General features: G+C 73.0%; 12 protein-coding genes and 3 pseudogenes. 6 read left to right on the top strand and 9 right to left on the bottom strand.

From position 1 onward, the window contains the following. Window positions 1-1,035, bottom strand: a 1,035-nt coding sequence (locus BJF79_RS19070) for an NAD-dependent epimerase/dehydratase family protein (RefSeq protein ID WP_075899245.1), incomplete at its 3' end; no start/stop codon positions are given. A 91-nt stretch (window positions 1,036-1,126) separates the two neighbouring features. Between BJF79_RS19070 and BJF79_RS19075 the strand changes: the two genes are divergently transcribed. From BJF79_RS19075 to BJF79_RS55575, 4 genes are all read left to right on the top strand, one after another. Continuing rightward, window positions 1,127-2,548, top strand: coding sequence for a zinc-dependent metalloprotease (locus BJF79_RS19075; protein ID WP_075899247.1), 1,422 nt, complete (start codon window positions 1,127-1,129; stop codon window positions 2,546-2,548). Continuing rightward, window positions 2,545-2,721, top strand: a complete 177-nt coding sequence (locus BJF79_RS55570; RefSeq protein ID WP_158079233.1) for a hypothetical protein — start codon at window positions 2,545-2,547, stop codon at window positions 2,719-2,721. The genes BJF79_RS19075 and BJF79_RS55570 overlap by 4 nt, the downstream gene beginning before the upstream one ends. Then, on the top strand, window positions 2,718-3,290 hold the full coding sequence (locus BJF79_RS19080) for an NUDIX hydrolase (protein ID WP_316043385.1): 573 nt from the start codon (window positions 2,718-2,720) through the stop codon (window positions 3,288-3,290). Before BJF79_RS55570 ends, BJF79_RS19080 begins: the two co-directional genes overlap by 4 nt. A 177-nt stretch (window positions 3,291-3,467) precedes the next feature. Further along, a complete protein-coding gene (locus BJF79_RS55575) occupies window positions 3,468-3,818 on the top strand; it encodes a hypothetical protein (protein WP_158079234.1) in 351 nt (116 codons plus the stop codon). 111 nt (window positions 3,819-3,929) lie between these two features. On the opposite strand, the gene BJF79_RS19090 is transcribed toward BJF79_RS55575, so the two are convergent. Further along, window positions 3,930-4,472, bottom strand: coding sequence for a M48 family metallopeptidase (locus BJF79_RS19090; RefSeq protein ID WP_083733580.1), 543 nt, complete (start codon window positions 4,470-4,472; stop codon window positions 3,930-3,932). Between the two features lie 208 nt (window positions 4,473-4,680). Next, window positions 4,681-5,469: an enoyl-CoA hydratase/isomerase family protein gene (locus tag BJF79_RS19095; protein WP_075899250.1), complete on the bottom strand. Its 789-nt coding sequence runs from the start codon at window positions 5,467-5,469 to the stop codon at window positions 4,681-4,683. A 174-nt stretch (window positions 5,470-5,643) separates the two neighbouring features. Between BJF79_RS19095 and BJF79_RS19100 the strand changes: the two genes are divergently transcribed. Continuing rightward, window positions 5,644-6,975, top strand: coding sequence for an ABC1 kinase family protein (locus BJF79_RS19100; protein WP_075899252.1), 1,332 nt, complete (start codon window positions 5,644-5,646; stop codon window positions 6,973-6,975). A 184-nt stretch (window positions 6,976-7,159) separates the two neighbouring features. Here BJF79_RS19100 and BJF79_RS19105 read toward each other — a convergent pair whose 3' ends face one another. The 5 genes and pseudogenes from BJF79_RS19105 to BJF79_RS19125 form a co-directional block, all read right to left on the bottom strand. Next, window positions 7,160-7,390: a hypothetical protein gene (locus tag BJF79_RS19105; RefSeq protein WP_075899254.1), complete on the bottom strand. Its 231-nt coding sequence runs from the start codon at window positions 7,388-7,390 to the stop codon at window positions 7,160-7,162. Window positions 7,391-7,593: 203 nt separating this feature from the next. Then, a pseudogene (locus BJF79_RS19110) lies at window positions 7,594-7,871 on the bottom strand (WhiB family transcriptional regulator). 121 nt (window positions 7,872-7,992) lie between these two features. Next, window positions 7,993-8,382 (bottom strand): hypothetical protein, encoded by a 390-nt coding sequence (locus BJF79_RS19115; protein ID WP_143220035.1) that lies wholly within the window; start codon window positions 8,380-8,382, stop codon window positions 7,993-7,995. Between the two features lie 218 nt (window positions 8,383-8,600). Then, entirely contained in the window at window positions 8,601-9,461 is an 861-nt protein-coding gene (gene tesB, locus BJF79_RS19120; protein WP_075899258.1) for an acyl-CoA thioesterase II, read from the bottom strand. 82 nt (window positions 9,462-9,543) lie between these two features. Next, window positions 9,544-11,612: pseudogene (locus tag BJF79_RS19125) on the bottom strand (ATP-dependent DNA helicase UvrD2). A gap of 153 nt (window positions 11,613-11,765) precedes the next feature. On the opposite strand from BJF79_RS19125, the gene BJF79_RS19130 reads away from it, so the two are divergent. Next, the gene (locus BJF79_RS19130; RefSeq protein ID WP_075899260.1) at window positions 11,766-12,059 is read left to right on the top strand and encodes a mycoredoxin; all 294 of its coding nucleotides are present in this window, start codon (window positions 11,766-11,768) and stop codon (window positions 12,057-12,059) included. 175 nt (window positions 12,060-12,234) lie between these two features. On the opposite strand, the pseudogene nudC reads toward BJF79_RS19130, so the two are convergent. Beyond that, a pseudogene (nudC, locus tag BJF79_RS19135) lies at window positions 12,235-13,144 on the bottom strand (NAD(+) diphosphatase). Between the last annotated feature and the right edge of the window lie 19 nt (window positions 13,145-13,163).

Consider the following 13,163-nt stretch of genomic DNA (forward strand, 5'->3'; position numbering starts at 1 on the left):
CGGCGGACGGCGGCGCCCGCGGCGGTCGCCGGCGGCGGCCTCCCGGCCCCCGACGCGGCGGCCGACGACCGCGTGCCGGCCGGCGATCTCGTCCATCAGCCCGCGCAGGGCGGCGGCGTTGTCGTACATCGGTTTCCAGCCGGCGGCGCGCAGCCGGGCGCAGTCGACGACCCACGGGTAGGCGACGTAGCGCAGCTCGGTGGCGGGCGCCGGGGTCATGCCGAGGCGGTGCAGGCGCTGCGCCGTCCCGAAGGTGAGGGCGGCGGGCAGTTCGAAGCCGCGCTTGCCGGTGATCTCGGTGACCTCGTCGAGCCCGATCCAGCCCTCGCAGCCGACGGCGACGGGGCCGGCGATGTTCTCGGTGACGATCACGTCGAGGGCGGACGCGAGGTCTTCGAGGTGGCAGAACTGCCAGCCGGGGGTGCTGCCCTTGACCGACAGCAGCCGCGGCGCCTCGAAGTGGCGGGTGACGAGCGTGTCCACGCCGGGCCCGACGAGCGCGGCCGGGCGGACGACGGTGATCTCCAGCCCGGGATGGGTGAGCGGCGCGGCGGCGGCGAGCTCCTCGATCTCCAGGTGGTCGCCGGCGATGCCGGTGTCGGCCTCGGCGAGCAGCGGCGCGTCCTCGGGCAGCGGGACCTCGTTGCCGGGTTCGGCGCCGTACACCATGGCGCTGGTGACGAGCACGACCCGGCGGACGCGCGCGGCGGCCGCGGCGGTCACGACGGTCTGCGCGCCCCGCACGTTGTGGGTGCGGCGTTCGCGCTGCTCGACCTCGGGCGACTGCTCGACGTCGAGGTGGACGATGACGTCGACGTCCGACAGCCGCCCGGACAGCAGCGGGTCGCGGACGTCCATGACGCGCCAGGTGACGCCGGGCACGTCTCCCCGCTGCCCGTCGATGGCCACGACCTTGCGGATCTCCTCGCGCTCGGCGAGCCGGGCGGCCAGCAGCCGCCCCGCCCCGGTGGCCGCGCCGGTGACCGCGACGACCGGGCCCTTGCTACGCCGAGGGCGAACCTTGCCCGTTGCCACGGAGGTGCCCCCTTCCTTTTGTTCGCGACCTTGCCTGGACCGGCTAACGTTGCGGATATGAGCCCATCATGCATCCCAGGGGCGAACCGATATGAGTGACACACCCTTCGGCTTCAACCGTCCCGGTGACGGAGACGACGACCGGCCCCAGGATCCATTCAAGGGCATGGGCGGCGACATGGCGCAGTTCGCCGACATGCTGCACCGGTTCGCCGACATGATCGGCGGCCAGGGCGCCGCCGGTGCGGGCGGCCCGGGCGGCGGCCCCCTGAACTGGGATCTGGCCAAGAACATCGCGCGGCACGCGGTCGCCGAGAAGGGCGACCCCTCGATCGTGGACGCCGAACGGCGCCAGGTCGAGGAGGCGCTCCGGCTGGCCGAGCTGTGGCTCGACGAGAGCACGACGCTGCCCGCCGGTATCCGGACGCCGCAGGCGTGGAGCCGCTCGGAGTGGATCGAGCAGACGCTGCCGGTGTGGGCGAAGGTCTGCGACCCGATCGCGACGCGCATGGTCGAGTCCATGGGCGGCGCGCTCGGCGGCGGCGAGATCCCCGCGGACGTCCAGGCGATGGCCGGGCCGCTGATCGGCATGGTCAAGCAGATGGCCGGGGCGATGGTCGGCGGGCAGGCCGGGCAGGCGCTCGGCGAGCTGGCCCGCGAGGTGACCGGTTCGGCCGACGTGGGCCTGCCGCTGGCGCCGGACGGCGTCGGGGCGCTGCTGCCCGCGGGCGTCGAGGCGTTCGGGTCGGGCCTGGAGGTGTCGGGCGACGAGGTGCGGCTGTACCTGGCGCTGCGCGAGGCGGCCCACCAGCGGCTGTTCGCGCACGTCCCGTGGCTGCGGTCGCATCTGCTGGGCGCCGTCGAGGAGTACGCGCGCGGCATCACCGTCGACCTGTCGGGCATCGAGCAGGCCGTCCAGGGCCTCGACCTGAGCAACCCGCAGGCGATCCAGGACGCGCTGGGCGGCGAGCTGTCGCTGCAGCCGGAGGAGTCGCCGCGGCAGAAGGCGGCGCTGGCCCGGCTGGAGACGGCGCTGGCGCTCGTCGAGGGCTGGGTCGACACGGTCGTCAACGAGGCGGCGCGCAACCGGCTGCCCGAGTCGGTGAAGCTGGCCGAGGCGGTGCGGCGGCGCCGCGCGACCGGCGGCCCGGCGGAGCGGACGTTCGCGACGCTGGTGGGGCTGGAGCTGCGGCCCCGGCGGCTGCGCGAGGCGGCGGCGCTGTGGCGGACGCTGACGGACGTGCGGGGCGTGCAGGGCCGCGACGCGCTGTGGGACCACCCCGACCTGCTGCCGACGTCGGACGACCTGGACGACCCGGAGGGGTTCGTCCACGGCCGCGAGGACGCCCTGTCGGACTTGGACCTGTCGAAGCTCACCACGGGCGAGGGCCCGTCCGAGGCGCCGTCCGAGCCCAAGGACGAGCCCAAGGACGAGACCGACGCCAAGGGCGACGCCGACGACGACGAGAACGGCGGGGACGGCGGGTCCGGCGACGCGGGGCCGCAGCGGTGAGCCGGCAGCGGCAGCACCGGGTGGGCGGCTGCCGGTACGAGCCGGGATCGTCCACGAACGTGATCCGGCGGCGGGTCGAACGGGCGAGCCTGTGCTGGCAGCGCCCCATCGACCAGGAGCGCCGGCGCCGCCATCTCGTCAACTCCCGTTATCCGCGCATCGGCCGCGCGTGACCGGCGACACCGAACGCCTGCTCGCCACGGTCCGGCTCGGCAAGGACGTGGTCGACGTGCTGCACCGCTGGCGCCCGCCGGACGACGCGCAGCGCGACCTCGCCCTCGATTTCATGCGGCACCTGCGCGATCACACGCAGGACGGCGTGTGGCGGGAGTGCGCGGCCGGGCACATCACCGCGAGCACGCTCGTCCTGGACCACACCCGGACCCGGGTGCTGCTGACGCTGCACTCGAAGGTGAAGGCGTGGCTGCAGCTCGGCGGTCACCTGGAGCCGGGCGACAAGACCCTGGAGGCGGCGGCGCTGCGCGAGGCGCGGGAGGAGTCGGGCATCCGGGGCCTGCGGTTGCTGGGCGAGGGCCCCGTCCAGCTCGACCGGCACTCCGTGCGCTGCCACCCCGAAGGGTCGTGGCACCTGGACGTCCAATACGCGGCGATCGCCCCGGCGAGCGCGCGGCACGTGCGCAGCGACGAGTCCGACGACCTCGCCTGGTGGCCGGTGGACGCGCTGCCCGAACCGACGGACGACGCGCTCCGGCGGCTCGTCGCACGGGCCGTCGCGTCCTGAGGCCGGGTCAGCCCCGGAGCGGGTGGCCTTCCAGCAGGGCGCGGGTGTTCTCCCAGCCCTCCAGTCCCGGGTCGAGGAAGCGCAGGTCGGCGGCGGTGCGGATGCGGTGCCAGCCGGGTCTGCGGGACGAGCCCGGGGCGGGGCGCGGCGGCGCGGAGCCGGGCGAGCGCGTCGGGGGTGTCGAGGTCGACCTCCGCGAGGATCCCGGCGAGCCAGCCGGGCAGCGGGAGCCCGTGGACGGCGAGCGCGACGAGCCCGTCCGGACGGGCGGCGCACGCGGCCGCCGGGGCCTGCCCGAGCGCCCGGAACAGCTTGCCGATCAGCAGCGGCGGCAGGTCGGGGGCGTCGCCCGCGACGAGCACCCGCTCCGCCGCCCCGGCCGCGTGCAGCGCGGCGAACGCGTCCGGCGGGGTCGCGGCGCGGACGATCTCGGTGCCGGGCCACGTGACGGCTTCGGCGTCCGGCTGGTCGGGCGGGTCCAGCACGAGGGCCGGGACGACCAGTTCGAGTCCGGCGACGACCTCGTAGGCGTCTTCGAGCAGCGCGAGCCGGAACTCGGCGGGTCGACCCCGGGCGGGGCGGCGGGCGCGTCCGGACGGCCGCGGAGCTTCGACAGCACCGCGGCGTGGCGGGCGGAGCTCAACCGGCGACCCCGTACCGCTGGTCGCGGTGCAGGACGTCGCCGCTGTGGGCGTCCTTGCCGGGGTCGTCGCCGGGCGCGTCGGCCTCCATCGGCAGGTGCGCGGCGGCGGCGACGCCCTCCAGGTAACCGCGGGCGCGGTCGGCCTTCGGGTAGTTGCCGACGAGTTCCCAGAAGTCGGCGCCGTGACCGGGGATCAGCAGGTGCGCCAGCTCGTGGACGAGGACGTAGTCGACGACCCAGCCGGGCATTCCGCGCAGCCGCGTGGAGAGCCGGATCGTCCCGTCGTCGGGGGTGCACGATCCCCAGCGGTGCCGCTGGTTGTCCACCCAGCGGACGCTGACGGGATCGGCACGGCCGTCCAGGTAACGGCGGGAGAGCTCGCGAGCGCGCGATTCGAGGTCGGCGTCGCTGGGACGCCGTTTGCGTTCGCGCTCCTCCAGCCGTTCCAGGATGGTCGCGATCCACTGTTCCTCTTCGGCCTTGCTCAGCCTGGACGGAACCATCACCACCACCTTGTCCCCGTCGCGGTAGGCGGACACCGTCCGCCGGCGGCGGGAGCTGCGGCGGACCTCAACGTTTGGGGGCACGCCAGAACCGTACCCAAAAATTTGCGTCCGCCACAGGGGGTGTTTGGTGTTATCGCAGGTCAGACACCATCTTTTAACTGCCTCATTGGGCCCGGAACACGCCCGCGCAACCTTGTGGAGACCGTTCTCGGCGGTCGCACCGCCGCGAGCATGGTATTGATCATTCGCCGGTGAAGCGCGGAGTGCGGCGCTCCCGCTGTGCGGTGAGGCCCTCGATCATGTCCTTGGTGGCCATCGTGACGGGCTGCGCGAGCGATTCCCAGCGCAGCGCCGATTCCATGTCGGGGTGGCCGCCGCCGGCGAGCGCGACCTTGGTGAGCCGGGTCGCGACGGGCGCCTGCGCGGCGATCCGTCCGGCGACCTCCAGGGCCGTCTCCAGCACGTGCTCGCGCGGGACGGCCCGGTTCACGAATCCGGACGCCTGCGCCTCGTCCCCGGTGAGGACGCGTCCGGCGAGCAGCATCTCGCGGGCGATCGGCAGCCCGGCGACCTCGGGGAACAGCCAGGTGGCGGCCATTCCCGGGTGCAGGCCGAGGGCGGTGAACGGGGCGAGGAGCTTGGCGTCCCGCGCGGCGTACCGCAGGTCGCAGGCCAGCGCGAGGCACAGTCCGGCGCCGACGGCGTGCCCGTTGACGGCGGCGATCGTGGGGACCTCCAGGTCCCGGATGGCGAGCCACGTCCGGTAGAAGGTCAGCATCCGGTCGCGCAGCGCGGGGACGGCCACGGAGTTCGTGTCGGCGAGCCACGAAAGGTCGCCGCCGGAACTGAACGCGCTGCCCGTTCCGGTGACGACGACGCAGCGGACCGCCGGGTCCTCGCGCAGATCCGCGACGGCCTTTTTCCAGGCGGCGGTCATCGCGTCGGCCATCGCATTGCGGCGGTCGGGGTCGTTCAGCGTGAGAACGGCGATTCCGTCCGGGCGGCGTTCGACGAGCAGCTCTTCGGGCACGGGACGCACCGTACCCTGCGGGCCCGCGGCGCCGGGCGGCGGGGTTCGGCGACGCGTGAGAAAGCGCACACTTACCACATTCGTACTGGTCACGCGAGTGCACCGTTTCCGGCCATCCTGATTATTCGCGCCGCACTGTGGCGGAATCGGCGGCGGATCACGGAGAATGGCCGGGTGAGCGATCTTCCCCGCCGCGCGGTGACGCGGTCAGCAAAGCTGGCGTCCCTCCCCCTCGGCTTCGCGGGGCGTACCGCCCTGGGCGTGGGGAAGCGGACCTTCGGTAAGCCCGCCGAGGCCGTCGCGATGGAGATCCAGACGCGAACCGCCGAGCAGTTGTTCAAGGTGCTCGGCGAGCTCAAGGGCGGGGCGATGAAGCTCGGCCAGATGCTGTCGATCTTCGAGGCGGCGCTGCCGGCGGAGATCGCCGGGCCGTACCGCGCCACTTTGACGAAGCTGCAGGAGGCCGCGCCGCCGCTGCCCGCCTCGGCCGTCCACAAGGTCCTGGCGCAGGCGCTCGGGGAAGACTGGCGCGACTCGTTCGCCGAGTTCGACGACGAGCCCGCCGCCGCGGCGTCCATCGGGCAGGTCCACAAGGGCGTCTGGCACGACGGCCGCGTGGTCGCGGTCAAGGTGCAGTACCCCGGCGCCGGGAAGGCCCTGATCAGCGACTTCAACCAGCTCGCCCGCGTCGGCCGGCTGTTCGGCGTGCTGATGCCCGGCCTGGACGTCAAGTCGATGCTCGCCGAGCTGAAGGAGCGGGTGGCCGAGGAGCTCGACTACGAGATCGAGGCCGAGTCGCAGACGATCATCCGCGAGGCCTACCTCGACGACCCCGACTTCTACATCCCCGAGGTGATCGCCCAGGCCGGCGACGTGCTGGTCACCGAGTGGATCGACGGCACCCCGCTCTCGAAGATCATCAGCGAGGGCGACCAGGAGACGCGGAACCACGCGGCGCTGCTGTACTGCCGGTTCCTGCTGTCCGGGCCGAAGCGCTCCGAGCTCCTGCACGGCGACCCGCACCCGGGCAACTTCCGCCTGATGGAGGACGGACGCCTCGGCGTCCTCGACTTCGGCGCGGTCGACCACATCCCCGGCGGGTTCCAGAAGCGGCTCGGCCTCCTGCTGCGCATCGGCACGATGGCCGACATCGACGAGGTCGAGGAGGCCCTCCGCCGGGAGGACTTCATCCGCGACGACGTCGAGATCGACGCCGAGTCCCTGCAGACGTTCCTCGGCCCGATCACCGAGCCGTTCGTCACCGAGACGTTCGCGTTCAACCGCGAGTGGCTGCGCGACCAGGCCGCCCGCGTCACCGACCTGCGCCCGACCAACGTCGTCCGGCAGCTCAACCTCCCGCCCGAGTACGTGATCATCCACCGCGTCCTGTCGGCCGGCACCGGCGTGCTCTGCCAGCTCGACTGCGAGATCCCCGCCCGCGGCGAGTCCCTCAAGTGGATCCCCGGCTTCGCCGACGACGAGGACGAAGAGCTGGCCGTCGGCTGAGCGGCCCGAGCCCACGAAAAGGGCCCCGCGCACCGGACCGGTGCGCGGGGCCCTTCTTCGCGGCGTCCGGCAGTGGGTCCGGACGCCTCCCGAGGCCCGCCGGGAGGCCGCGCGCCCCCGTCCATGTCCGTAGCCGGACATGGACGGCGGGCGCCGCCTGCGAACCGGACGGGCCGTCGACGCCTCAGGCCCGGCCGTGCCTCCGAGGACGGCCGCGCGGCGGCGGGTGGGGGTCGCCGGTCGCCGTCGGGGCGAGGAGCACGCGGCGGACGCGCGACGCGCGGATCTGCGCGTCCCGGCGGGCGCGGCGCAGGGCTCGCACCCGCACGGCCAGTTCGTCGGCGGCGATCGTGGTCGTCGGCTCCGTGGTCGTCGGCTCCGGCCCGATACCGGGCCCTTCGGTCATCGTCGTCATTTCGTCCTCCCGGGTCCGTATTGCCTTCCCGGGTGTTATTTCCCCTTTGGGGTATTTGCGTTTCGGTTCGGCCGGCGGGAGGCGCGTATCGATTCGGAAACGCGCCTCCCGGCGGCGGTCGGGACCGGGTCGCGACCTGGGCATATCACCCACGGTCGCCGCATCGGTGCTCGACGAGTGAGCGGCTGCCGCCGTCCCGTCCGTCAGACGGTCACGTCTTCCGGGCGGGGGTGCTTGCGCGGGCGGCCACGCGGCCGCTTGCGGGGCACGATCACGCCGCGGACGAACAGCTCACCGCCCCAGACGCCCCAGGGCTCCTTCCGCTCGAGCGCCCCGGCGAGGCACTGCTTGCGGACGGGGCACTCCTGGCACAGCGCTTGGCGAGCTCGACGTCGGCGGGGTCCTCGGCGAAGAACAGCTCCGGGTCGGTCCGGCACGGAAGCGTGAGGTCCTCCTCGCTCACTGCGAGAGCCCCCTGCATCACAGTCACCCTTGTTCCTCTCGTTGGATCTTGGCGGGCGTGTCGGTGGGTCGTCTGGGCAAATGAAAAGGCCGCGGATCCGGTGTCTGGATCCGCGGCCTGGGGGCTTGCCGGTGTCTTGCTAGACCGGTCGCCTCCAGGGGTACGGACCCGACACGCCGCCCATCAGGGGGGCGCCCTCGCGGGCCTTGGCCGAAGCCTGGATGGTCACGTCTTCGAGAAGCCGTTCGAAGACACTCCACCCCTGCTCGTCCTGGAATCGCTGCGCACGACGGACGTCGCGCAGATCGCGCGAGTCATGCCGCTTGCCGCCGAGTTCGGCGCAACGCTCATCGGTGCGAATCGACTCGTTGCCGAGCGCCGATCCGCCGATCCGCCCGTTGCCGCCGACGGCGGACGCGCCGCGTAGTCTCGGCGTGCGCGGGGTGACGGACATCGGGGAATAGGCCATCGAGGCACCGGGGCGCGTGGCGTTCCGGGACGGCGTGTTCACGAACAACGTGTTGATCACCGGACTGCGCACCACCTCTCTGGTTCCTCGGGCCGGTCCGGTCGGATCAAGATCCATCCGGCGGCCGCCTGATTGCTCGCGTACGAGACTACGGGGACTTCGGCAAATCGAGCAAGGTATTTTTGACCTGCGCTTTTGTGGGTCACTTCACCACATTTCCCGGGAACCCGCGCCGCCGTGCCGGCGTCGAAACTCTCGGGAGACCCTTACGGGACGATTCAGTCCGACACGCGGATGAGCCCCTCCTGCATCACCGACACCACCAGTTCCCCTGAGCGGGTGAACACCTGTCCCCGGGCGAGCCCGCGCGCGCTTCCGGCGAACGGGGTGTCCTGGTAGTACAGCAGCCAGTCGTCCGCGCGGAACGGACGGTGGAACCACATCGCGTGGTCGAGGCTGGCGCCCATCGTCCGCTTGTCGCCCCAGGCGAGACCGTGGTTGAGCAGGACGGTGTCGAGGAGCGTCATGTCGGACGCGTACGTCATCAGGCACACGTGCAGCAGCGGGTCGTCCGGCAGCTCCCCGTCCACTTTCAGCCACACCTTCGACTCCGGCGTGGTCAGCGACGGGTCCTTGGCCGCCTCCCACGTCAGCGGGGTCGCGTGCCGGATGTCGATGGGGCGCCGGTTCACGAACTCCTCCGCGCCGCGCCGTCCGAACAGGGGCGTCAGCCGGGTGAGGGAGTCGGGGAGGGTTTCGGGGGCGGGCGCGTCCGGCATGGACGCCTGGTGCGCCGGCCCATCCTCGACGATCTGGAACGACGCCGACAGCGTGAAGATCGCCTTGCCGTGCTGGACGGCGGTGACGCGGCGCGTGGTGAAGGACCGGCCGTCGCGGACGCGGTCGACGGTGTAGACGATCGGGACGAGCGGGTCGCCCGGCCGCAGGAAGTAGGCGTGCAGGGAGTGCACGGGACGGTTCACCGGGACGGTCCGGCCGGCGGCGACGAGCGCCTGCCCGGCGACCTGACCTCCGAAGACGCGTTGCCGGTGCTCGTCGGACGTGCGGCCGCGGAAGATGTCGTTCTCGATCTGCTCGAGGTCCAGCAGGTCCAGCAGTGCCTTCAGAGTCTCCTTCACGCCCGACAGTCTCCCCCATCCGGCCGTGTGACCGCCCTCTCACCCCGCCGGAACCCGCGACCGGACGCCGCGACGCGCCTGCTCAGCCGCCGCAGAGCCCGAGGACGGCGGTGCCGTACCGGTCGAGCTTGACCTTCCCCACACCGGGGATCCCGGCGAGTTCCTCCATCGACTCCGGGCAGCGCTCGGCGATCGCCTGCAACGTGGCGTCCGTGAACACGACGTACGCGGGGATCCGCTGCTCGGACGACACCCCGGCGCGCCAGTCCTTGAGGGCGACGAGCAGTTCCTCGTTCAGCTCGGCGGGGCAGTCCTCGCAGCGGCCCAGCTTGCGCTCGACGGCCGCGGTCAGCGGGCGTGCGCACACCCGGCACGGCTGCGGCCCCCGGACCGGACGCCGCTTGGTGGACCGGTCGAGACGGGCGGGGGTGTGCGTCGCGGTCTTGCTCGTGAGGCCGTCCAGGAACCGGGACGGGCGCCGCGCCTGGGCCCCGCCGGGCGAACGCGCCAGCGCCCACGACAGGTTCAGGTGGACGCGCGCGCGCGTGATGCCCACGTAAAGCAGGCGGCGCTCCTCCTCGACCTGCGCGGGCGTCTTCGCGTAGATGATCGGGAGCGTGCCCTCGGCGACCCCCACGAGGAACACCGCGTCCCACTCCAGGCCCTTGGCGGAGTGCAGCGACGCGAGCGTGACGCCCTCCAGCGGCGGCGCGTGCTGCGCCGCCGCCCGCTCCTCCAGTTCGGCGACGAAGTCGGGCAGCCCGGCCTTCGGGTTGTCGGCGGCCATGTCCTCGGAGAGCTGGGCCAGCGCCGCCAGCGACTCCCAGCGCGCCCGCGCCGCCCCCGCCCCCTCGGGCGGCCGGTCGGAGAACCCCGCGCCCGACAGCACGTGCCGGACCGTCCGGATCAGCCCGGTGCCGTCGGTCTCGGCGTCCGCGCCCGCGCGGGCCGCGCCGCGCAGCCGCACGACCGCCTCCCGCACCTCCGGCCGCTCGAAGAACCGTTCCGCGCCCCGCAGCACGTACGGGACGTTCGCGGCGGCCAGCGCCGCCTCGTACGCCTCCGACTGCGCGTTCACCCGGAACAGGATCGCGATCTCGCGCGCCGGGACGCCCTCGTCGACGAGCTTGCGGACGCCCGCGCGGTGTCGTCGGCCTCGGCGATCTCGTCGTCGTACTCGTTGAACGCCGGCTCCGGCCCGTCCGCGCGCTGCGCCACCAGCTCCAGCCGGTGACCGGACGCGGGCGACCGCCCCAGCAGCCCGTTCGCCAGCCCCACGACCTGCGGCGTCGACCGGTAGTCGCGGACGAGCCGGACGACCGTCGCGCCGGGGTGGTCGGCGGTGAAGTTCAGCAGGTGCGCGGCGCTCGCGCCGGTGAACGAGTAGATCGTCTGGTTGGGGTCGCCGACGACGCAGATGTCGTCGCGGTCGCCGAGCCAGACGTCCAGCAGCATCTTCTGCAGCGGGTTGACGTCCTGGAACTCGTCCACGACGAAATGCCGGTACTGGTCGCGGACCTGGGCGGCGACCTCCCGGTGCTCGGTCAGCACGGCGGCGGTCAGCTCCAGCATCCCCTCGAAGTCGAGCAGGTTGCGCTGCCGCCGCAGCTCCTCGTACATCGCGTACACCCCGGCCACGTCGGCGATCTCGACGGACGGGCGCCGCGCCGCCTTCGCGGCGGCCGCCGCGTAGTCCTCGGGGCGGTTCTGCGTGACCTTCGCCCACTCGATCTCGCCCGCCGCGTCGCGCAGCTCGCCGCCGCCCAGCGACACCCCGATCTCGCGCGCCGCGTCCGCGACCAGCCGGATCTTCGACTCCAGGATCTTCGGCGGCTCGCCCCCGACCACCCGCGGCCAGAAGTAGGTGAGCTGCCGCAGCGCCGCCGAGTGGAACGTGCGGGCCTGGACGCCCGGCGCGCCGAGCGACCGCAGCCGCCCGCGCAGCTCCCCCGCCGCCCGGGTGGTGAACGTCACGGCCAGCACCCGCTGCGGCGCCATCACACCGGACCGCACCGCGTACGCGATCCGGTGCGTGATCGCCCGCGTCTTGCCCGTCCCGGCCCCCGCCAGAACGCACACCGGCCCCCGCACCGACTCCGCGACCGCCCGCTGCTCGGGATCGAGTCCCTCCAGCACCGACTCCATCGACATCCCCCCATGGTCGCAGGAGTCACCGACCGGGTCGGCCCGCCGCCGCGATTGTGGACGGCCGATCCCCGCACGGAATGCGAACCGGACGTTTAGTGTTCTTCGGTACGCGCGATCTCGCGCATCACACGAACGACGAGGGAGGACGACGCACCGATGGCGACGCCCACCGCCGACCGGGCCGAGGTGCCCGCCGGACAGCTCACCATGTACACGACGACCTGGTGCGGCTTCTGCCGGCGCCTCAAGAGCCAGCTCGCCCGGGAGGGCATCGAGATGGTCGAGGTCGACATCGAGAAGGACCCGAAGGCCGCCGAGTTCGTGATGAGCGTCAACGGCGGAAATCAGACGGTACCGACTGTCACCATCTCGGGCAGCGACGTCGTCCTCACCAACCCCAGCGCGAAGGAAGTCAAGCGCCACCTGGCGGAACTCGCCGCCGACGCCTGAGGCCGAGAACTTTCGAGAAAGGCCCGCCGACCAGGCACCAGCCCGGTCGGCGGGCCTTTCCATCCCCGCATGCGGGGGGAGCACGTACCGCCAATGGTCACCGTCGGGACGGTTTGCGGAACATCCCCGCAGCGGCGGGGAACTCACGCACCGTTCACCCTAGGTGAACCCTCCGTCAGAACGGGGGCATCTTGGGGAGTTCGCCGCCGTACCAGCGCATGATCAGCTGGGCGGCGATGGACAGGATCCCGGGCGCGACGATCTCGTCCGCTTCGATCGCGGCGCGCAGTTCCTCGCGGGTGTACCAGCTGGCGTCCAGGATCTCCTCCGGGTCGGGGCGCAGCGCGGTCTCGTCGGTCACGGCGGTGAAGCCGAGCATGAGGCTCCGCGGCAGCGGCCACGGCTGGCTGCCCAGGTAGCGGACGTCCCGGACGTGCAGGCCGACCTCCTCGTGGACCTCGCGGGCGACGGCCTGTTCGAGGGATTCGCCGGGTTCGACGAACCCGGCGAGGATCGAGCGGCGGTCGGCGGGCCACTGGGGGCCGCGGGCGAGCAGGATGCGGTCGTCCGGGTCGGTGACCAGCATGATCACGGCCGGGTCGACGCGGGGGAAGTGCTGCGAGCCGTCCCGGGGGCAGGTGCGGACGTGTCCGGCCTGCGTCTCCCGCGTCTCGGCGCCGCAGCCGGGGCAGAACCGGTTGGTGGCGTGCCAGTGTTCGAGCGCGACGGCGTGGGTGAGCAGCCCGGAGTCGCGGTCGCCGAGGACGGCGCCGACGCGGCGGAGCCCGGCGGGTTCGGCGCCCTCGACGGCGAACTCTCCGGCGACCGTGAAGTAGGCGGTGCCGTCGCGTCGACGCCGAGCAGCGGCGGACGCCGGGCGGGGCCTGGGCGGGCGGGACGAAGACGAGCGCGGGCGCGGGGTCGAACACGACCGGGGCGCGGCCTTCGTGGATCGGCAGGACGCGGGTGCGCGGGTCGTCCCACGCGGCCGCGAGCCAGGCGTCGTCGCCGCGCCGCAGGGCGGCCCGGTCGAGCGTGCCGCGGGCCAGCGCGAGCCATTCGAGCGGGCCGTCGGTCACCGTCATGTATCTCCCCCCAAGGTTG

The sequence above is a fragment of the Actinomadura sp. CNU-125 genome (genome assembly GCF_001942465.1).
Lineage (GTDB): Bacteria > Actinomycetota > Actinomycetes > Streptosporangiales > Streptosporangiaceae > Spirillospora.